The sequence below is a fragment of the Bacillus sp. FJAT-52991 genome (assembly GCF_037201805.1).
Lineage (GTDB): Bacteria > Bacillota > Bacilli > Bacillales > Domibacillaceae > Bacillus_CE > Bacillus_CE kandeliae.
Genome location: NZ_CP147404.1, coordinates 3,109,855 through 3,131,591, shown reverse-complemented (window position 1 = coordinate 3,131,591; position 21,737 = coordinate 3,109,855). Strand labels below are relative to the sequence as shown.

General features: G+C 40.0%; 19 protein-coding genes. 17 read left to right on the top strand and 2 right to left on the bottom strand.

Annotated elements, in window-relative coordinates; genetic code table 11:
* Positions 1–57 precede the first annotated feature (57 nt).
* The 5 genes from fliS (at position 58) to prfB (ending at position 6,303) form a co-directional block, all read left to right on the top strand.
* Positions 58–441, top strand: a complete 384-nt coding sequence (gene fliS / locus WDJ61_RS16150; protein WP_338751538.1) for a flagellar export chaperone FliS — start codon at positions 58–60, stop codon at positions 439–441.
* 148 nt (positions 442–589) lie between these two features.
* A complete protein-coding gene (hpf, locus tag WDJ61_RS16145; RefSeq protein ID WP_338751536.1) occupies positions 590–1,150 on the top strand; it encodes a ribosome hibernation-promoting factor, HPF/YfiA family in 561 nt (186 codons plus the stop codon).
* A gap of 123 nt (positions 1,151–1,273) precedes the next feature.
* Positions 1,274–2,323: an SEC-C metal-binding domain-containing protein gene (locus WDJ61_RS16140; RefSeq protein WP_338751534.1), complete on the top strand. Its 1,050-nt coding sequence runs from the start codon at positions 1,274–1,276 to the stop codon at positions 2,321–2,323.
* A 182-nt stretch (positions 2,324–2,505) separates the two neighbouring features.
* Positions 2,506–5,016 (top strand): preprotein translocase subunit SecA, encoded by a 2,511-nt coding sequence (secA, locus tag WDJ61_RS16135; protein ID WP_338751532.1) that lies wholly within the window; start codon positions 2,506–2,508, stop codon positions 5,014–5,016.
* A gap of 188 nt (positions 5,017–5,204) precedes the next feature.
* A protein-coding gene (gene prfB / locus WDJ61_RS16130) for a peptide chain release factor 2 (protein ID WP_413789027.1) occupies positions 5,205–6,303 on the top strand; the annotation gives its coding sequence in 2 pieces (ribosomal slippage) (positions 5,205–5,276 and positions 5,278–6,303; 1,098 coding nt in all).
* 39 nt (positions 6,304–6,342) lie between these two features.
* Here prfB and WDJ61_RS16125 read toward each other — a convergent pair.
* Positions 6,343–7,020, bottom strand: a complete 678-nt coding sequence (locus WDJ61_RS16125; protein ID WP_338751530.1) for a hypothetical protein — start codon at positions 7,018–7,020, stop codon at positions 6,343–6,345.
* 293 nt (positions 7,021–7,313) lie between these two features.
* On the opposite strand from WDJ61_RS16125, the gene cccB reads away from it, so the two are divergent.
* The 12 genes from cccB to WDJ61_RS16065 all read left to right on the top strand — a co-directional run bounded on the left by cccB (position 7,314) and on the right by WDJ61_RS16065 (position 20,743).
* The gene (cccB, locus tag WDJ61_RS16120; protein ID WP_338754823.1) at positions 7,314–7,643 is read left to right on the top strand and encodes a cytochrome c551; all 330 of its coding nucleotides are present in this window, start codon (positions 7,314–7,316) and stop codon (positions 7,641–7,643) included.
* 246 nt (positions 7,644–7,889) lie between these two features.
* Positions 7,890–8,576 carry a cell division ATP-binding protein FtsE gene (ftsE, locus tag WDJ61_RS16115; protein ID WP_338751528.1) on the top strand — a complete coding sequence of 229 codons (687 nt, stop codon included), beginning with the start codon at positions 7,890–7,892 and terminating at the stop codon, positions 8,574–8,576.
* Positions 8,566–9,450 carry a permease-like cell division protein FtsX gene (gene ftsX, locus WDJ61_RS16110; RefSeq protein WP_338751526.1) on the top strand — a complete coding sequence of 295 codons (885 nt, stop codon included), beginning with the start codon at positions 8,566–8,568 and terminating at the stop codon, positions 9,448–9,450. Before ftsE ends, ftsX begins: the two co-directional genes overlap by 11 nt.
* An 18-nt stretch (positions 9,451–9,468) precedes the next feature.
* Complete coding sequence (locus tag WDJ61_RS16105; protein WP_338751524.1) at positions 9,469–10,806, top strand: murein hydrolase activator EnvC family protein; 1,338 nt, start codon at positions 9,469–9,471, stop codon at positions 10,804–10,806.
* Positions 10,807–10,977: 171 nt separating this feature from the next.
* On the top strand, positions 10,978–11,073 hold the full coding sequence (locus WDJ61_RS16100; RefSeq protein WP_413789026.1) for a YjcZ family sporulation protein: 96 nt from the start codon (positions 10,978–10,980) through the stop codon (positions 11,071–11,073).
* A 178-nt stretch (positions 11,074–11,251) separates the two neighbouring features.
* On the top strand, positions 11,252–11,836 hold the full coding sequence (locus WDJ61_RS16095) for a hypothetical protein (RefSeq protein ID WP_338751522.1): 585 nt from the start codon (positions 11,252–11,254) through the stop codon (positions 11,834–11,836).
* Positions 11,829–12,395, top strand: coding sequence for a TlpA disulfide reductase family protein (locus tag WDJ61_RS16090; RefSeq protein ID WP_338751520.1), 567 nt, complete (start codon positions 11,829–11,831; stop codon positions 12,393–12,395). The genes WDJ61_RS16095 and WDJ61_RS16090 overlap by 8 nt, the downstream gene beginning before the upstream one ends.
* 156 nt (positions 12,396–12,551) lie before the next feature.
* Positions 12,552–13,982: a S41 family peptidase gene (locus WDJ61_RS16085; RefSeq protein ID WP_338751518.1), complete on the top strand. Its 1,431-nt coding sequence runs from the start codon at positions 12,552–12,554 to the stop codon at positions 13,980–13,982.
* Positions 13,983–14,142: 160 nt separating this feature from the next.
* Entirely contained in the window at positions 14,143–15,327 is a 1,185-nt protein-coding gene (locus WDJ61_RS16080; RefSeq protein WP_338751516.1) for a PDZ domain-containing protein, read from the top strand.
* A gap of 552 nt (positions 15,328–15,879) precedes the next feature.
* Complete coding sequence (locus tag WDJ61_RS16075) at positions 15,880–17,514, top strand: diguanylate cyclase (RefSeq protein ID WP_338751514.1); 1,635 nt, start codon at positions 15,880–15,882, stop codon at positions 17,512–17,514.
* 15 nt (positions 17,515–17,529) lie between these two features.
* A complete protein-coding gene (locus tag WDJ61_RS16070; protein ID WP_338751512.1) occupies positions 17,530–17,892 on the top strand; it encodes a response regulator transcription factor in 363 nt (120 codons plus the stop codon).
* Positions 17,885–20,743, top strand: coding sequence for an ATP-binding protein (locus WDJ61_RS16065; protein ID WP_338751510.1), 2,859 nt, complete (start codon positions 17,885–17,887; stop codon positions 20,741–20,743). The genes WDJ61_RS16070 and WDJ61_RS16065 overlap by 8 nt, the downstream gene beginning before the upstream one ends.
* Positions 20,744–21,162: 419 nt before the next feature.
* Here the strand turns inward: WDJ61_RS16065 and WDJ61_RS16060 are convergent, their stop codons facing one another.
* Positions 21,163–21,624, bottom strand: coding sequence for a GNAT family N-acetyltransferase (locus WDJ61_RS16060; protein WP_338751508.1), 462 nt, complete (start codon positions 21,622–21,624; stop codon positions 21,163–21,165).
* Positions 21,625–21,737: the final 113 nt, after the last annotated feature.

Genomic DNA, 21,737 nt, shown 5'->3' with positions numbered 1-21,737 from the left:
ATTGATTTTTAAGACTTTGTACCGATATAAAAGGAAAACTTAAAAGGGGCTACTGCAATGGATTATCAGAAAGCAAAGGGAAAATATGAGGAAACAAGTATTGCTACAGCTTCTAATAATGAAATCATCATTTGGATGATACAAAAAGCATTGCAAAATCTCGAAAAAGCAAAAGTAGCTTTACAAATACGCGACTTACCAGAGCAAAATAGACTATTAAATCAAGTTCAGCAACTTGTATTTGAATTAATGATTTATGTGAATAAGCAAACAAAAGAAGGGAAAAATTTATTAGCTTTGTATGATTATATTAATCGACGTTTAATAGAAGCAAATATGGAGAAAAGCCTATCAAAAGTGAATGAAGTTGAACGATATTTCATAGAATTACTTGAAGCGTGGAAAGAAGTGAAAAAGAAGGGGACGAAAAAAAGCTTATGATCTAAAACATTTAAAGGAATAAGTCACTAAATACAAAAATTCGGAATGTTTGTCAAAAATTCGACATATTTTTTTTCGAGATTTAGCAGGGATTTTTAAAGAGATAGAGAAATATATATACATAGCTACAAGTTAAGGAGGAGTTCGCATGATGGATTACAACATTCGTGGTGAAAACATTGAGGTAACTCCGGCGATTCGTGAATACGTCGAGAAAAAGATTGGGAAGCTAGAGCGTTATTTTAACGAAGTACCAAACGCTACTGTGCATGTAAACTTGAAGGTTTATTCTGATAGAAATACAAAAGTAGAAGTAACGATTCCGATGAAAAATCTTGTCCTTCGTGCGGAAGAGCGCAACGGAGATATGTATGCAGGCATCGACTTAATTGTTGATAAATTAGAACGTCAAATCCGTAAACACAAAACTAAAGTAAATCGTAAGTTCCGTGAAAAAGGGGAGCCGCAAGAGTATTTTGCCATTGCAATGAATGAAGCGGCAGCCACTGAAGTGGAAGAAGACACAGATGAATTAGCGATTGTTCGCACAAAGCAATTTGACTTGAAACCAATGGATTCTGAAGAAGCGGTTTTACAAATGAACTTGCTTGGTCACAGCTTCTTTATTTATACAGATGCTGAGAGCAATGGAACAAACATCGTCTACAAACGTAAAGATGGTAAATATGGTTTAATTGAAACAAACTAATAAAAGGGACGCTTGCAAAGATGAACTTTGCAAGCGTTTTTTGTTCATCTGTATCAAGTTGACAAAACGTGTTAAGATAGAACAAGTGTTAAGTTTTTGTGATTTAGAGGAGGAATAACATTCATGTCAGTTGGACGGAACGAACCATGTCCATGTGGAAGTGGGAAAAAATACAAAAAGTGCTGTGGAAAAGTAGAAGGCTTAGCGATTCATGGGGTGATGCTTGAAGAGCTAGAAAACTTACAGCGAGAATTAATTGACTATGCGATGGCAAATTATTCACATACGATGAAGAAAGAGTTTCAAACGCTCTTACATAAATACGAAGTGCTTCGCAAAGATCCACAAGTATTTTTAGTCGCTTTTGAAATTTGGTTTATTTTAAATTATCCAGTGAAAGATGGACGAACAGTGCTAGAGAAGTTTGTTGCTCGTCGATTGAATACGATCGAACGTGAACGGACGAAGCAAGTATTTAAAACATGGCCACAAACGAAGTTCATTGCTGGTCAATTAGGTATGATCCGCGATCATGTGTATGAAGTTCAAGATATTCTTTCCGGAGAAAAAGTGGCGATTCGTGCTCGTCAAAAGGTAGATTTAGATGAAGTGTTTATTATCGGAGCGTTATTGCCATTTGAACAAGAGTACACGTTCTTTATGATCGACTTCCATTTTGAAAAGGAAATGGCTCCACGAATGGAGAAATGGTTGTTATCTCAAGGTGAACAAGTAGAAGAACGAGAAGCTTTTGTTTCTGACAACTTCCTATTCGTATTAGACGGCTTATTTACCATTTATAATGAGATGCAGCAACCTCAGGAGTCTCAAGAGCCATTTGATTATAGCGAATTGAAATGGGAGAAAGAAGCGCAAGCGAAAACAGCTGATGCCCTACGCGAATTTTTACAAGAAGAGGGGATTGAGGAGCTGCATCAACAAACGGCGGTTCTTCTATGGAATCTGTACTGTCAGAAGGAGAATCCAACGATCCGCAAACCGGAAATATATGTCGGAGCCCTTGTTTCTCTTTTACAATCGTATAATATTGTTAAAGCCAATGATTCAAATGCAGCACTAGCTAAGCGTTTAGGAACAACCGCAGCGAGTTTATCGAAGCGGGCTAAAGAAATGGAAGTAGTTCTTCAAGAACGATTAGCAGATACGCAGTAACTAGGAAAGAACGCTCTTATGGGCGTTTTTTTCTTTTGACAAAATAAGCGGAGCGCGTAATTTTTATCCTTCTGTCTAGGCCCTTCAGTTGTTTCAAATGGGGGTTAATGTTAAGATTAAGTAGGAATTTTGTGATTTTTAGGCTCATATATTAACTTGTTGAGAGTAAAAGGAGCGTTTTTATGGGTTTGTTAAATAAATTATTTGATGCAAATAAACGTGAAGTGAAGCGTTTGGAACATATGGCAATGAAGGTAGAGGCGTTAGCAAGTGCGACGGAAGCACTGTCGGATGAGGAACTTCGGGCGAAAACGATTGAATTTCAAGAGCGGTACCGTAACGGAGAAACGTTAGATGATTTATTGACAGAAGCGTTCGCCGTTGTGCGTGAGGGAGCGCGTCGTGTATTGGGTCTATATCCTTATCGCGTGCAGATCATGGGGGGGATTGCCCTTCATGAAGGTAATATTTCTGAGATGAAAACCGGGGAAGGTAAAACATTAACAGCGACGCTACCGGTCTATTTAAACGCCATTTCTGGAAAAGGTGTACACGTCATCACAGTTAATGAATACTTAGCTTCTCGTGACGCGACGGAAATGGGAGAACTGTATAATTTCCTCGGCTTATCTGTTGGCTTGAACTTGAACAGCTTAACAAAAGAAGAGAAAAAAGCGGCTTATGAAGCAGACATTACTTATGGAACGAATAATGAATTTGGCTTTGACTACCTTCGAGACAATATGGTGCTTTATAAAGAGCATAAAGTTATGCGTCCGCTTCATTATTCTGTCATTGATGAGGTCGACTCGATTTTAATCGATGAAGCGAGAACACCATTGATTATTTCGGGTCAAGCGCAAAAATCAACTCAGCTATACATCCATGCTAACAGCTTTGTACGTACATTAAAGCTAGAAGATGATTACACATATGATGTGAAAACGAAAAGTGTATTGCTAACTGAAGAAGGAATTAACAAAGCGGAAAAAGCATTTAGTATTGAAAACTTATTTGACTTGAAGCATGTTACATTGAACCATCATATTAACCAAGGGTTAAAGGCACATGTGACAATGCAGCGTGATGTCGACTACGTTGTTCAAGAAGAAGAAGTCGTCATTGTTGATCAATTTACCGGCCGTCTTATGAAAGGTCGCCGCTACAGTGATGGACTTCACCAAGCGATTGAAGCAAAGGAAGGCGTGCCGATTCAAAATGAAAGCATGACAATGGCAACGATTACGTTCCAAAACTACTTCCGCATGTATGAAAAACTGTCCGGAATGACTGGTACAGCGAAAACGGAAGAAGAGGAATTCCGCAATATTTATAATATGCGTGTCGTGGCCATCCCAACGAACCGACCAATTGCCCGTGATGATCGTTCCGATTTAATTTATGCGACGATAGAAGGCAAATTCCGTGCGGTTGTGGAAGATATTTATCAGCGTTATCAATTAAATCAACCAGTGCTTGTGGGGACAGTTGCCATTGAAACGTCCGAGTTGATTTCAAGCTTATTGAAAAAACGCGGTGTGCCTCATAATGTGTTGAATGCGAAAAACCATGGCCGTGAAGCGGAAATTATTATGGAAGCTGGGCAGCCAGGGGCGATAACGATCGCGACCAACATGGCCGGACGTGGAACGGATATTAAGCTTGGGGAAGGCGTCAAAGAACTTGGCGGACTTGCCGTTATTGGTACAGAGCGTCATGAATCACGCCGAATTGATAACCAGCTACGTGGACGTTCTGGACGTCAAGGAGACCCAGGTGTGACACAATTTTATCTATCCATGGAAGATGAGTTAATGCGCCGCTTCGGTTCAGATAATATGAAATCGATGATGGAGAAAATGGGAATGGATGACGATCAACCGATTCAAAGTAAAATGGTTAGCCGTGCGGTTGAATCAGCACAAAAACGAGTAGAAGGAAACAACTTCGATGCTCGGAAACGCTTGCTTGAATATGATGATGTATTACGTCAGCAACGTGAAATTATTTATAAGCAACGTGATGACGTGTTAGAAGCCGAAAACCTTCGCGATATTATGGAAGGAATGATTGAAACAGTGATTCACCAAGTGGTGGGTCTCCATATCAATCCTGCTGAAGTGGAAGATCAGTGGAACCTTCAAGGGATCGTTGACTATGTAAATGCGAATTTATTACAAGATGGTGAATTAGAATTAACCGATCTTCAAGGCAAAGAAGCTGATGAAATATCTAATTTAATTTTTACCAAAGTGAAAAATCGCTATGATGAAAGAGAAGAGCAAATGGGCGAGGAGCAAACGCGTGAATTTGAAAAAGTTGTTCTCCTTCGTGCAGTCGATTCAAAATGGATCAATCACATTGATGCGATGGATCAATTGCGTCAAGGAATCCATTTGCGCGCTTACGGTCAAATTGACCCGCTTCGTGAATATCAAAACGAAGGCTTTGCGATGTTCGAAAACATGGTTGCTTCAATTAATGAAGAAGCAGCTAAATATGTCATGAAAGCCGAAATTCGCAGTAACCTAGAGCGTCAAGAAGTTGCCAAAGGCCAAGCCGTCAATCCGAAAGAAGAAGAAGGTAAAACAAAGAAGAAGCCCGTTCGCAAAGCGCCAGAAACCGGCCGTAATGAACTATGCCCATGCGGCAGCGGCAAAAAATATAAAAACTGCTGCGGCGCTGGGAAATAAGGTTGTTTTCAGCGGAAAGTCAGAGAAGTTTGCGATAAAGTCGAAGAACCGCTCCAAATATGAAACAATTAGCATGACAATGTTGTCATTAGCTAGACTGGCATAATATAATGACAGGAAAAAAGATGACTGTGTGGATGCACTGTCTTTTTTCCTGTTTGATGACCAATAAATGATGAGGTGTTTGTATGGAATTATTTGAAATTCGTAATGAGTTAGATAGAACAGCTAAGAAATTAGCGGACTTCAGGGGGTCTCTTTGACTTAGAACACAAAGAGGAACGGATTGCTGCACTAGAAGATGAAATGCTACATCCTGATTTTTGGAATGATCAGCAAGCGGCGCAAGTGGTGATTAATGAGTCGAATGGATTAAAGGAAATTGTCAATGAATATAAGGGCTTGCTTGAAGTGCAGGAGAATCTTGAATTGACGCATGAGTTGGTGAAAGAGGAGGCTGATGCGGAACTTCAAGCCGATCTTGAATCAGAGATGGAAGAGTTCATAAAGCGCATCAATGATTTTGAGCTGCAGTTATTATTAAGTGAGCCGCATGATAAGAATAATGCCATTTTAGAACTACATCCAGGTGCGGGTGGTACAGAGTCACAAGATTGGGGCTCGATGCTTCTTCGTATGTATACAAGATGGGCAGAAAAGCAAGGTTATAAAGTAGAGACGCTTGACTATCTTCCAGGAGATGAAGCCGGGATTAAAAGTGTGACGCTTCTTATTAAAGGCCATAATGCTTACGGCTATTTAAAAGCGGAAAAAGGCGTTCACCGTTTAGTGCGGATTTCGCCGTTTGATTCTTCTGGCCGCCGTCATACATCGTTTGTTTCTTGTGAAGTAATGCCGGAATTTAATGAAGAAATTGAAATTGAGATTCGTACAGAAGACATTAAAATCGATACGTACCGAGCAAGTGGTGCGGGTGGACAGCATATTAATACGACTGACTCAGCCGTGCGGATCACACACTTAGCGACCAATGTCGTTGTGACTTGCCAGTCCGAGCGTTCACAAATTAAAAACCGTGAGCAAGCCATGAAAATGTTGAAAGCAAAGCTATATCAAAAGAGATTAGAAGAGCAAGAAGCAGAGTTGGCTGAAATTCGTGGAGAGCAAAAGGAGATTGGCTGGGGAAGTCAAATCCGCTCATACGTCTTCCATCCATACTCTATGGTGAAAGACCATCGAACAAGTGAAGAAAGCGGAAACGTACAAGGCGTCATGGATGGAGATATCACCCCGTTTATTAATGCTTATTTACGTTCACGTATATAAAAGAAAACCCGTTTGCCTAGCAAACGGGTTTATGTTTTTTTACTCATATATTTCAAATAATGTTTTTAGTTGCTCTTCTGTATGATTCCCTTCATCAGCCCAGTCGGGGATCTCGCTTAGGTAAGGCTGATTCCAAATTTCTTTTTCCACTTGTTTGCTTTTTGCTAATTCATCCACTATCATCAATTGTGAAAAAACTTCTGAATCAATGTCCCATAAATCCCAATCTTCCCCATCGACTAAATACATGACATAGGATCCGTAATACTCTCCTTCGTCATATTCATATGAAAGCTCTATGAAATCGACGGCTTCCCAGCTATAGTGTTTTTGGTCCAGGTCCCAAAAAGGCGAGACCAAAATTTCCTTCTCAGTAATAGTAATGGAATGGTGCATTGCTAAATAGACAAATGGAATAAAAAGAAGCTGAATGCCGCCTGTCCATAATAAGAAAGAACGGAAGGAGGAAGAAGCGTTTTTTTTCTTCTTTTTCTTTTTTTTCTGTTTCATATGATCGGTGATTTTAACAAGAAAGAAATAAGAACAAATAGCAAATACGAATGAATAACTAATTAAAATGAAATCAGCCAAATCGCTTAATTTGAAATAAATATAAGGTTCGTTTATTTGAACGAAGTCTGCTAGTGCGAACAGTAATCCGCCGCAAACTGTTGTCATAAAGCCAATAAAAAAAATTACGCTCAAATTTTTAAGCATGAAATCACATCCCTGGATCTTTTTGATCTTATTATATAAAAAAAGTAAAAAGGTGCTCCATCAGCCTAAAGTCCATTCTTCTTCGCCGTTTAATCCTTTTCAAAATGGTTAAAATAGAACGTATATACAAGAAGCAAGTTTGAACGCTTGAGTGCCGATAAATGTTCACAGAATATCAACAATTGACCATTAGTTGATGCGTTTCAAGCGGCTGTGGAAGGTTTTAAAAGCAGACAAGTCTGTTATAATAAAGAGGTGTATCATATTTTTCCTCAGGAGGAGATAACATGAAACTGAAAAAGTCATTATTAGCTCTTTTGTTAGGGTCATCCATGGCTCTAGCTGCTTGTGGTGGAGGAGACGAAAAAGCTGAGCCAGAGAAAGAAACTGGTAAAGAAACAGCAAGTGCAGATGGAGAGCAAGTGTACAAGCAAAGCTGTATGAGCTGTCATGGAGAAAACCTTGAAGGTAGCGTAGGACCAGCGCTTGATAAAATTGGGTCAAAACTTAGTGAAGAAGACATTCTTAATGTGATTAAGAATGGTCAAGGCGGTATGCCACCAAATGTTGTAGAAGGTGCAGATGCCGAAGCAGTAGCCAACTGGTTAGCGAGTAAGAAATAAGAACATGAGAAAACATCAGCAAATGAGCTGGTGTTTTTTTCGTCTATTATGTCGAATATTTCATCATGAAGAAAGATGCTCATATCAAGTTTTCATCCCGTTTTTTAAAAGCAAATATGAGGAAAAAATACTCAAGTTTATTACAAGCGAAAAGAAAATGTAATACAAATGAACCTGAACAAACTTTGATTCAATGTTATAATGATTCTGGATTTACAAGAGATCAAAGAATAAATAGGTGATTGTATGATAGAGATGAAAGGCGTGACAAAAAAGTATCCCAATGGAGTAACTGCCATACATAACATTGATGTTTCCATTAAACAAGGTGAGTTTGTGTATGTTGTCGGGCCAAGTGGTGCTGGTAAGTCGACATTCATTAAGATGATGTACCGCGAAGAACGACCAACAAGCGGGAAAATTGTCGTCAATGGGATGAACTTGTCTGTATTGAAAGAGAGCAGTGTCCCTTATTTTCGACGTCAAATGGGAGTCGTCTTTCAAGATTTCAGACTGCTACCAACATTAACGGTATATGAAAATGTCGCCTTTGCCTTAGAAGTGATAGAAGAAAGCCCAGAGAATATAAAGAAACGAGTCATGGAAGTGCTGCAACTAGTTGGCTTGAAGCACAAAGCGAAAATGCTTCCAAACGAGCTATCAGGAGGAGAGCAGCAACGTGTCTCAATTGCTCGTGCTTTCGTGAATAAGCCAAAAGTATTAATAGCTGATGAGCCGACAGGTAATCTTGATATGGAGACATCTTGGGATATTATGAGTGTTTTTCAGGAAATAAACGGAAAAGGTACGACCGTGGTGATGGCGACTCATAATAAAGATATTGTCGATACGATTCGCCATCGAGTCATCGTGATTGATAAAGGACGAATTGTCCGTGATGAACAGCGAGGTGGTTATGGCTATGAAGCCTAGTACAGTCCGCCGGCATTTTCGAGAAAGCTTTAAGAACCTTAAGAGAAATGGTTGGATGACCTTTGCTGCAACATCTGCAGTTACGATGACACTGTTGTTAGTTGCTGTGTTTCTTGTCGTCATTCTGAATATGAACAAAATTGCTACTGACATTGAAAACGATGTGGAGGTTCGCGTTCATATTGAGTTAGACGCAAAGGAAGTAGACAAACAAATATTGAAGGATGAGATTCAGCAGTTGCCTGAAGTCGAAAGTGTTACCTACTCTTCGAAGGAACAAGAATTAGACAATTTAATTCGAGACTTAGGTGAGGATTTTGCGCTGTATGAACAGAGAAACCCACTTTACGATGTGTTTGTTGTAAAGACAAAACGCCCGACAGATACCCCTAAGGCAGCAAAGAAAATCGAAAAATTAGATTCGGTTGAATCCGCTGTGTATGGGGAGAAAAAAGTAGAAAAGCTATTTAGTGTGTTAAAGACGAGTCGCGACATTGGATTTGTATTGATTGTTGGATTGTTGTTTATAGCGATGTTTTTAATCTCTAATACAATCAAAATGACGATTTTTGCTCGTCGTAAAGAGATTGAAATTATGAGATTAGTAGGAGCAACGAACTGGTTTATCCGTTGGCCCTTTTTATTAGAAGGTTTGTGGATTGGACTTCTCGGCTCGGTGTTACCAGTTCTCGTCGTTATTATTGGCTATCACTATGCATTCAAAGCATTCACAACGCATATGCAAGGACAGCTTGTTCAAATGCTAGATTATTTTCCATTTGTGCTCCAGGTGAGTAGCATTGTTATCCTGGTTGGTGCATTTATCGGCATGTGGGGAAGTGTGATGTCGGTGCGTAAGTTTTTGAAAATATAAGATAGAGGAGAATTTGGCTTGAAGAAACGTGTAGGTCTCACAGTCGCATTAGTTACATCTCTTAGTGTTAGTAGTACATTTGGACTGACGGAGAAAGCATCCGCTTCAACGTTATCCGATCTTGAGAGCCGTGAAAATCAAATCGAAAATAAACAATCTGGTCTTGAAAAAAGCATCAGTGAGAAAAATAGTAAAATTAATGAGCTTCAAGGGAAACAAGACAAGCTGTCAGCGGAAATTGAGAAGCTAGATTCGGAAGTTTCTAAAACAGAGTCCAATATTCGTGACAAGCAAGAGAAAATAGCTCAAACGCAAAAAGAGATTGAAAAGCTGAAAAAAGAAATAGAAGAGCTGAAGAAGCGAATCGAGGAACGTAATCTCGTATTAGACGATCGCGCCCGTTCACTTCAAAAAAGCGGCGGTTCAGCGAGCTATATGGATGTACTCCTCGGAGCGACAAACTTTGGCGATTTCGTCAATCGAGCAACAGCTGTCACGCAATTAGTGAATGCCGATAAAGAAATCCTTGAAGAACAAGAAAAAGATAAAGCGCAACTAGAAGAGAATGAGAAGCAAGTAAAAGAGAAGTTAGCGAATCTTGAAGAAATGCTGCAAGGTTTAGAATCGTTGAAAGCCGAACTAGAACAGAAAAAAGCGGCAAAAGATCAAGTGATGAAAACACTTGCTTCTGAAGAAGATGAGATGCATGATGAAAAACTAAGTCTTCAAGAAGAAAAAGAGATTTTATCCTCTCAAGATAAGGCTATTAAACAAGCGATTGCTGCTGAGAAAACACGGTTAGCTAAAGAAGAAGAACAAAGACAAAGACAAAGACAAAGACAAAAAGAGCAGGAGCAGTCACAAGTCTTGCCGGATAGCTCGACACCTGCACCGGAAGCCGTATCAGAAGCTGCACCAGAAGCTACACCTGATCGTTCAAATGATACACCAGCGGTAACATCTGGTGGGTTTATGAGACCAACTGAAGGGCATATTTCTTCAGAATTTGGCCATCGCAGTTCAGGAAACCATAAAGGAATTGATATTGCGAATAGCACTAGCGTACCGATCGTAGCTGCGGCAGATGGAGTCGTTAGCCGCTCGTATTATTCTTCTACATACGGAAATGTCATTTTCATTTCTCATTCAATAGACGGTAAAGTGTTAACAACGGTTTATGCCCATATGTCTGAGCGCCTTGTCCAAGACGGGCATGTATCAAAAGGCCAAAAAATTGGGTACATGGGAAATACCGGTCGTTCCTCCGGTCAGCATTTACACTTTGAAGTTCATGAAGGCCCATGGACACAATCGAAAGAAAATGCAGTGGATCCGAGAAAATATGTCAGCTTTTAATGAGAAGACTGTCTGTCAATGTTGCGTTGGCAGGCAGTTTTTTTTTGAGATGGCTTGTTAGTTAACTCTAATGTAATTTGTAAGGTCATCCATGAAAATTAGGCTCATGCCCACACAAAGTCTCCCTTTTTGAATAAATTGTAATTGTAAGTGAAAGGGGAGGTGTAGCAAATGAGTGGCGGATACGGATGTGGAGGCGGCTTCGCGTTAATCGTTGTTTTGTTCATTTTGTTAATTATTGTTGGGTCTGCTTATATTTGCTGTTAGTAATCGAAGACCTTTGTGGACAAAGTGAGTGCCCCTCTTTGGGGCTGCTCACTTTCTACATAGTGGACGAGAAGATAGCTTTATTGTAAGATAATACCTAATAAGGTATTGAGGAGTGCTTCATATGTCACGAAATGGATTAAATGATAACGATTTGGATATGAAGGAATAGTATAAAATGAAATGGTATACGATAGGATCAATCACGATACCCGTTTCACAGCTCGCTCTCGGAATCACTTTTTTACTCATCGGCGCATATCTTTGGTGGAAGAAAGAGAAAGACTTATTAGATGTATATGGAAATACGGTCTTTTTGTTCATCATTGTTTGGAAGTTTAGTATCATTATTTTCAGTTTTTCAATGGTCATCGAAGCACCGATGTCTTTGCTATATTTTAATGGTGGAGAAAGAGGACTTTGGCTCGCGGTGATGGCCGCATTGATGTACATGGCATGGAAATGGTCGCCTCAACAATGGTATGATGGGGTAAAAATTTGGATGATGGTGATCGTGTTATTTGAGATGCTCTTAGCGATGTTGAGTGGACAAGCAGGTCTGCTTGACACCATTCGTTTGGCGGGCGGAGCCATGGCTTTATCGTTCTTAATAAGAGCCCCATTACAAGTGCTTTGGCTATTTACTCTTTGGCAATTGCTGTTTGAATCTTGGGCGGGAGAAGTAGTTTCAACGACCGGATTATTATATATAGGAGTAACTATATATTTCGTAATGATAAGGAGGAAACAAAACATTGGATAAAAAATGGTTTGGGTTATTGCTGCTCGTTCTTTTAGTCGGTATAGCTGTTGTGAATATGGTAAAGGATCGTCAGGAAGTTACAGAAATTGAGAACCCGGGAACTAAAGCGCCGTCCACTGCTCAATCTGGAATTGATGTTGGAGAAAAGGCACCCGACTTTACCGTAAAGACGATCCAAGGAGAGGAAGTGTCTTTATCGGATTATGAAGGGAAGAAAGTCATTTTAAACTTCTGGGCAACTTGGTGTCCACCTTGTAAAGCAGAAATGCCTCATATGCAAAAGTATTATGAAAAAGAAGCTGAAAAAAATAACGTTGAAATTCTCGCTGTCAACTTAACGAAAAACGACAAAGGAAAAGAAACTGTCGCTGACTTTGTGAAACAATACGGGCTCACCTTTCCGATCTTACTAGATGAAGAAGGCACGCTTGGCGAACAATATCAAGCCTTTACCATCCCAACGACGTATGTGCTCAACACCGATGGCACTGTCCACCAAAAAATCGTTGGTCCAATGGATGAAGCGATGATGGAACAACTCGTCAGCGAACTAAAATAAGAAAAAAGTAAGGGTCTGACCTCCGCTTGGGAGTCAGGCCCTTATTCATATTTTGGTTATTTTTTTCATAAGGTAGGGTATGGAGGTTGTCCTAGTGATGGGTGGCTCCTTTAGGGGGAAGTTTTTGGAGCTTTCTATATTGGAGGGGGCGAGATGGTGAAGAGGAAGTGGGTTGTTGTGGTGATGGTGGCTTCTTTTTTCTCGGGAGCCGGGGGCATGTATGCTGGGCTGTCTGCTTGGGAAGTGAAGGAGGAGAAGGTGGAGCAGCCGTCACCATCGTATAAAGTGCCGGATGAGCTGCATAAAGTTCAGACGGCCTATGAAATGATTGGAGATAAGTACGTGGCTAAAGTGGATCGTTCTGAGCTGATCGAAGGGGCGATCGATGGCATGGTGGCTTCGTTAAAGGATCCTTATTCTGTTTATATGGACGCTGAAACGGTCAAGCAGTTTGAGGAATCTCTGGACTCTTCTTTTGAAGGAATTGGGGCAGAAATTACCGTTGAGGATGGGAAGTTACTCATTGTCGCTCCGTTTAAAGACTCTCCTGCCGAAAAAGCAGGGTTGAAGCCAAAGGATCAAATTGTCTCCATTGATGGACAATCGGTCAGCGGCTTGACGATTTTTGAGGCAACGAAAAAAATCCGCGGCAAAAAAGGGACAAGCGTTACCGTCGGCATTCTGCGTTCAGGAATGTCAAAGCCGCTTAAAGTGAAAGTAAAGCGAAATGAGATTCCGCTAGAAACGGTCATCGCAAAAATGAACAAGAAACGTGGGCAGTCAATTGGCATCATTGAAATCACCTCATTTTCTGAAGACACAGCAAAGGAATTTAAACGTGAATTACACAAGCTAGAGAATAAAAAAATGACCGGGTTATTAATTGATGTACGCGGAAATCCAGGCGGCTTCTTATTAAGCGTAGAAGAGATTTTAAAGGAATTTGTTACCGAAAATCGACCGTATGTACAAATTGAAGATCGAAACGGCCGGAAAATTCCGTACTTCTCTAAGAGGGAAAAAGTGAAGTCATACCCGATTGCTGTTTTAACCGATCAAGGCAGTGCCTCCGCTTCTGAAATTTTGGCAGGAGCCCTTCAAGAAGCAGAGGGCTATAAAATTATTGGGGAGACGACCTTTGGAAAAGGGACCGTACAACAACCAGTACCGCTTGGAGATGGCAGTAACTTAAAGCTAACGACTCATAAATGGTTAACGCCAGAAGGTCGCTGGATTCATCACAAAGGGATTCGCCCGGACATTGAAGTGCGGCAGCCGGACTATTTTTATGCTCATCCGCTTCAAATTGAGAAACCACTGAAACTAGAAATGAACAATGACAGCATTAAAAGCGCACAAACGATGCTAGAAGGGCTAGGCTATGGCCCAGGACGAACGGATGGCTATTATAATAAAGAAACAGAAAAGGCCGTACGCGCTTTGCAGCTACAAGCAGAGATGAAACAAACAGGGATGATTGATCGGGAAACAGCAGACTACTTAGAAAAGAAATGGATGGAAGAAATGAATAAAGAAAAAAATGATCGACAGCTTCAAGCTGCTCTTAGTTATTTAAGAAATAAATAGTAATAAAGAAAGGCTATTTTGCACGAATGAGTCAAAAAAATTAAAAAATCAATATCATTTTTTAACAAAGTCAAAGAAAAAAAGCTTAGCGCACCATCGCTAAGCTTTTTTTGGTACAATGATAAGTAAAAATGGATAGGAAAGTAAGGTTGGTGACGCCATGGTACAAGAATGGTTACTTGAGTTATTGGTCGGAATAGGAAGGCTATTTATTCATCCGATCTTCTATTTTTCATTTCTACTAGCAGTTGTTGTTGGGATGCTTCGTGTCAATAGAGAACGAAAAGACTTTGACACACGAGTGTACGATCTTTACGATGAGGTTCGCTACATTTTGCCTTCCAGCTTATTGCTTGGCTTGTTGTTATCAATCATCACGATCACAGCAGGAATCACGCTTCCGCTTGATTTGTTGAGCTTTATTGCGGCTATTACGATTATTTTTAGTGTCGTCGGCTTTCGCTTACTCTCACCTGCATGGACGATCGGGCTCGCTTTTATCATCTTCGTTGTATCGGAGCAATTAGGTTGGACGTTTATCTCGTATGAGGGGTTATCTTTCAATCACCTGTTGCTGACGCTCGCTGTTATGATCGGCTTGCTTATGATTGCGGAAGGTGTGCTCATATTAAAAAGGGGTTGGCAAGGCACCTCGCCGCGGCTTATTCAAAGTCCACGGGGCTTAAAAGTTGGCGTGCACGTAGCTCAGCGCTTATGGTTAGTCCCTGTTTTTCTCGTCATCCCTGTTGGTGACTTATCCGCTCCTTTTTCATGGTGGCCAGTGATTTCAATTGGCGCTGAAAATTATGCGTTGATTCTGTATCCCTTTTTAATCGGCTTTGTCCAATGGATTAAAAGCACGTTACCAGAGCTTGCAATCAAAGTCACGGGGAAAAACATTATCGCTGCTGGCGTATTGACACTATTATTTGCCATTGCTGCTTATTGGCAGTCGATGTTTGCTATTGTGGCAGTCGTTTTCGCTGCTAGCGTTCGTTTCTGGATTGCTTGGCGTCATTATTCATATGAGAAAAACCGTCATTATTTCTTTACTCCGCAGCCAAGAGGTGTGATGATTTTAGGCATTTTACCACTTTCCCCAGCGAAAAAAATGAAGCTGAAGATTGGGGAAATCGTTTATAAAGCTAACGGAGTCGAAGTGAATACAGAAACCGAATTTTACGCTGCCTTACAGAAAAATGCTGCTTATTGCAAGCTGGAAGTTATCGATATAAGAGGAGAAATCCGCTTCGTCCAAGGTTCTCTTTATCAAGGGGAACATTATGAATTAGGTCTTATTTTAGCTGTAGAAGATGAGCCATATTTAAAAGAAGCAGAGATGTAGAGGTAATTTTTCATCATTTACCGGAAATTTTATGCCGCATTAACGGGCTGTAAGACCCCCACCTCAACATGGCAGAAGAAGTGCAGGGATGTAGGGGGGATCAACAGCCCGTAAACGCCCGATCCGTTCAACTAACAATCAGTGGGGGATGGAGAAAACCCCCACTGATTGAAGTTTCACTTTATCCCTTCAATAACTAATTGAAGTGAACCTATAAAGTTAGACAAGCTATTTCATCATGCCTTACTTGCGGCCTGATTTCTGTGTCTAATTTTTGGAGGTTCACTTTATTTTTGTTTAAAAGCATATAAAATACTTTTGTTTTCAGACTAACATAATGATTTATTGGACGGCTCTATAGAGTGGTGAATGGATTTTTTTGAAAAATGGAACATGTGGACAATTTTTTTAGGTGAAAAATGAAAATGGTCACGATATCGTCTAAAAGTAAATCAAAAATAATAGTATAATCGACATAAAAGTATGAATGTTAACGTTAGTTGAACGATATGACCATAAGGAGAATATACCGTATAAAATGGAGCGATTAGGATGAGAAAAGAGAAGTATCAACAAATGATTTATGAGCGCATGCAAGCAGAATTTCAGCAGTGGGGAGAACGCGACTGTATTCTTGAACAAGAGCTGTACTTTTTCCTACATAGTTTAAAGGGAACGGCAGGAACGATCGGTTTAAGTGAGATCAGTAGCATTTCTAGCGAAAAAATCGCCCCTCTAGAAGAAAGTGGAAAAAAAGAGTGGGAAACGTCCGAATGGCAAGAATATTTAGCTCCATTGATTGAAGGTCTCGACTTTTATACAAAAAATGTAGAGGTGTCTCATGGGGAGAATGTCGAACCATCCTTTGCGAAACTGAAGCCAAAAAAGGACTTTATTTTAGTCATTGATGATGATATCGCGTTTATGACTTTTATGAAAGATCTGCTAGAAAAAGAGGGTTATGCTGTCATTATCGCTCACAACGGCCAACGCGGGTTAGAGTTAATTTATGAAATTAAACCTGCTGTGGTCTTTTTAGATATTATGTTACCCGATATCAATGGTTTCACGATATTGGAGGATATTGTGAATAAAGTGAAAAAAGAGCGCATGATTGTGGCGATGATAAGTGAAAATGATAGTCGAGCCAATCAAATACGTGCTTATGATATGGGAGCGTTAGACTTTATTGCGAAGCCGATTGATCAAGAGATTTTACTTTCATATATCAGTAATCGTCTCATGTATAAAAAGGCTTTAGAGCGGTCAATTATTATGGATGAGTTGACACAACTATATAATCGTAAATATATGAATACTAGTCTTCAGCAGCTGATTCAGCAGTTTGAACGAAAAGAAGAGCCGTTTGTGGTAGCGATCGTCGATTTAGATTACTTTAAAAAGGTAAATGATACCTATGGGCATTTAGTTGGAGATGAGGTGTTACAAAGCTTTGCAGCGTTAGTTAAAAAGGTGACTCACGAGCAAGATATCAGCTGTCGCTATGGAGGGGAAGAGTTTGTCCTCTTACTACCGAACAGTACAACTGACGATGCGTCCCACGTGCTTGAACAACTGCGCGAAGCTATGGCGCAAAAGTTGTTTTCAGCGAAAGGAGAAGAGTTTCAAGTCACCTTTTCTGCAGGAATCGCGCAAGCCACAAAAGAAAATCTTCATCCAGAAAAGTTGTTAGAGGAAGCGGATCAAGCGCTTTACTTTGCAAAGCAATCGGGAAGAAATCGGACGATTACATTTGGTTCGCATGTAGAAGACGTTAAGCATCGTTTGAAAGTGACGATCATCGTCGTAGATGATGTGTATGTTGTGCGAGAAATGATCACCAATTATTTTACCGCTTGGCAGCCTAATGAGAAATACGAAATTGAGGTGCTTGAATTTAGTGATGGCGTAAGTTTCTTACAATCGGATTGGTATGTACCTGATGGTAAATATATTATTCTACTAGATGGCATGATGCCGATTATGGATGGACTAGATGTACTGAAAAAACTGAGAGAAAATCACTCTTCCAATAATGTGTTGGTCTCGATGTTGACCGGTCGAAAAAGTGAGGAGCATATCCTCCGTGCACTCGAACTTGGAGCAAACGACTATATTGTGAAGCCATTTGATATTCAAGAGGTATCAGAACGAATATTACGTCTGATTAACCGATTGTATGGGTAAAAAGGAGGAAAAACGATGAAAAGAATATTAGTAGTAGATGATGAAGATATTTTACGTATGCTCATTTGCGATACATTAGAGGACTTGGGTTACGAAATAGAAGAAGCAGAGGATGGAGAGGAAGCGCTTAAAAAAGTCAGTTATCAATCGTATGATTTAATGATTTTAGATTATATGATGCCCAATATAACAGGGATTGAAGTGATTGAACGTCTTCCAGAAGAAATCAAAAAAACATTGCCCATTCTTATGCTCACTGCCAAAACCCAAGAAGCGGATCGGCAAGCTGTATTGGAAAAAGGGGCTGATTATTTTATGTCCAAGCCGTTTAGCCCGGTTGATCTAGTCAATGTGGTGGAGGAAATACTGCATGTTTAAGTCTCTTCCATTATTAGAGAAAAGCATTCGCAATCAATTTGTCAAAATGGTAGTGGCATTGACGATTATTATTTGCGTCACTGCCCTTGCTTTTTTTCTTTATGTGAAATCCATGAATCAAAGTCTAAAGGCTGAGCGGGAATCGCTTCAAGAAAAAGCAGTTCTTGTGGAAAAATTAGAAGCGAGTTTTCAGGACATCTTCTTTCGGTCGAGAGGGTATTATGCATTTCAAAACGAGCAAGAGCTGAAGTTACTTTACGATGAATTAGCCGAATTTGAACATCTGCTACTACAATTTTCTGCACTTGATTTAACACCAGAAGAGCGTGAATTATATAATAGTTTAGTTGAATTCAATACAAACTATAAGCAAAAGGTTCTCCCTAAAGCCATTGGCTTTGTTGAAGCAAATGATTATAAATCGCTACGGCAGCTTTCGAATAGTGGGACGAATGATCTTGTTAATAAATTTGTAGATTATGCGAAAGATTATAAGGATAAAACGGATGATGAATTAAACCGAATTTTCAAGAAGACGATTAAGCAAGCCCAACAATTTACATTGTATGCTTTTATGATTAGTTGTTTTATTTTGTTATTAATGGCGATTATCATGTGGCGAGTTCTTCATAATGTGATTCGCCCGGTTGAGCAGCTAACATCAGCGACAAACGCGATAGCGACCGGTCATTCATTTGAGTTAGGGCCATTAGTGAAGCGAGAAGATGAACTTGGCCTGTTAGCTGACTCATTTCAATTTATGTCCAAATCGATTCAAGAAAAAGAAGAAGTACTGATGGCTCAAAATGAAGAGTTGACCGCTCAACAAGTCGAGTTACAAGAAAATCAGGAACAATTGCAGCACTCGCTTAATCAACAGCAAAAATACAATCAACTCAATCATGCTCTAACTTTTACATTAGATAAGCGAAAGCTCGTAACAGGCGTTCATAAATACTTAAATGATTTATATAGCTTCGACACAAGCATTATGTACGTGTTAGAGGGGAATGTCTATGTTTCTAAAGGACTATCAGAGCAAACGACACAAAAGTTGGTTGGAATGCTTGATGAAAATAAGCGCGTTCGGTTAGAACAAGAGAAGTCCTTTGTTATTACAAGAGAGGTGACTCCTGAATCACAAGAGATAGCTAAAGAGCCATACTATTGTTATGACTTATATTCATCGGTATTGAATTCAAGTGGCCAGCTTGTCGCTGTGCTCATTGCCACAAGAGAAGGGCATCGATTCTCCACTCACGAGTTAGAGGAGATTAATGGATTGATGAACCGTGTTTCTCTTGCCTTTGAACGGATCTTGATGTACGAAGAAGTCGAGCGTTCACGTCAGCTCAATCAAGATATTATGGATAATGTTAATGAAGGCATTCAATTTGTATCAGTCACAGGTGATGTGATACAAGTCAATGAATCTTTATGTCAGATTGTTCGTTGTCCAGATTGGATCACTAGAAAGACTGTCCATAAGCACACCTGGCTCGATCACTTTCAATTGCTTTGTGATCAGCCAACAGAGCTAACAAGCTTTTTCGAGCAAGCGATCGCAGAAGATTTTAAGAGAACGAGAACCACTCGTTATGAAATTTCTCGCGAAGAAGGCCACGTTTTTATTGAGGTATATGCCACTAGTGTATATGAGGAAGCGGAAAAAGTCGGTACGGTGTTTGTTCATCGTGACATTACGAAAGAGTATGAAGTCGATCAAATGAAGTCAGAGCTTGTGAGTACGGTCAGTCATGAACTGCGTACGCCATTATCGAGCGTGCTTGGTTTTACAGAACTGCTGTTGACGAAAACAGTGAAGCCAGAACGGCAGAAAAAGTATATCGAGACGATTCATAAGGAAGCGAAGCGTCTCACGAATCTGATCAATGATTTCCTTGATCTGCAGCGGATGGAATCGGGCAGGCAGCAGTATCATATGCAACCGCTCGCCTTTGATGAACTAGCGTTTGACATCGTCAATCGCTTCCGTCATGAAAAGCATCATCATGTACATTTAATTGATCAAGCAAGGTGTGTTGAAGTAAAAGCCGATCAAGAGCGCATCGTGCAAGTACTGATGAATTTAGTCGGTAATGCAATTAAATTTTCTCCTGATGGGGGCGACGTTGTTATTTCGCTAGAAAATGTGGATGACACACTTCAAGTGAGCATTAAAGACGAAGGGATTGGCATTCCGGCAAATGACCTAACAAAGCTGTTCCAAAAGTTTAAACGAATTGATAATAGTGCCCGACGAAAAATTGGCGGTACTGGGTTAGGACTGGCGATTAGTAAAGAAATCATTACTAAGCATGACGGCGATATTTGGATTGAGTCGGAAGAAGGACAGGGAACGACCATTTACTTTCAGCTGCCTCTTATGAATCAATCACTTTCTGAACAAACGATGAAATCAGTGGAAGCAGGAGTGGAACAAAAGGGCCTACAGGTGATGATTGTAGAAGATGACTTAAGCTTAGGTCTGCTTTTATCAGAAGAATTAAAGAGCAAAGGGTTTACCGTGATTTATCACAATGATCCTAAGCGGGCGTTTGAGGATGCCCTTCGTATTCCGCTTGTCGGTGTCGTTATTGATCTGATGCTTGGAGAAGAGATGAATGGTTGGGACTTAGTGCAAAAGCTAAAAGAAACAGACGAAACGAGCGAGATTCCAATCGTGATCTCCTCTGCATTGGATCAAGTGAAAGAGACGGTAGAAAAATATAAGATTGATAAGTATTTAACAAAGCCTTATCCGCCTGAAGAGTTATCGAAAGTATTAACGACCTTTTTATTATCTGAATCGAGCAATGGAAACGTGATGTTTCCGAATGAGCAAGAATAATCAACCAAAACCATTCTGTGCGTAATTGGCTGCACAGAATGGTTTTTTTAGAAGGAACGACTTCAGAAAAAGGTAGATTTACAGGAAGGTTATTGAATGCAACAGGTTCTTTTCCTATTTTATTAGCATGAAAAGGATTTGTTTTAATGTAGATGTTAATATATGGATTTTTGGGTTATCGAGGTTTCTTGAAAAAGAATGGTCATCATGATTTACAAAAATAATAAAGAGAGTGACTGATTGGGAGTGAATGGCGACTGATTTTTCACGATTTGCGCCCGATTCGGACTGATTCGCGATTGATTTTCTCACATTTTTGACTGAAAACGGCGACTCCCCGACCGATCGCCTCAGTCGATAAAAAAAAAGAGGCGTCTCTCAGCTGAACAATCGACTGATGAGACACCCCTTGTTTATTATCATTTTCTGTTTTTCAAATTTAATTCCATCACTAACCCTTCCACTTTTGACGTGGTATCAGTTTCTCCATTTAGACGAAAGCCAAACTTTTCATATAATCGCTGAGCCGTTTTATTTTTGGCAAACACACTCAAGAAAATTTGATTGCTTTCATACGTTTCAGTCATCTGCTTCAGTAATATTTGCAGAAAACGAGTCGCATAGCCTTGCCCTTGATAATGTTGATCAATCATGAAGCGATCAAGCCAAATGTGACCAGTCGATCGTTTTGGTCCATACATGGCATAGCCGACAAGTGTCTCCCCATCATACAATCCGACTGATTTCCATTCATGTTCAAACATTGATTGCGCGATTGAATAGGCATTACTTTCAATGAACGGTTGCTGTTCCTCTGTCACTGATAACAAAGCGATTGCTTTCCAATTATCAGCACAGACCTCTTTCATACAGAGGTTCATAATTTCATCTCCCTTTTCTTTAAAAACAGTCCAAATCAACGTTATTGTTTAACATAGCCGAACAATAAATTAGACTGATTCCATTTTTCCCATTATACTAAAAACAGGAAGAT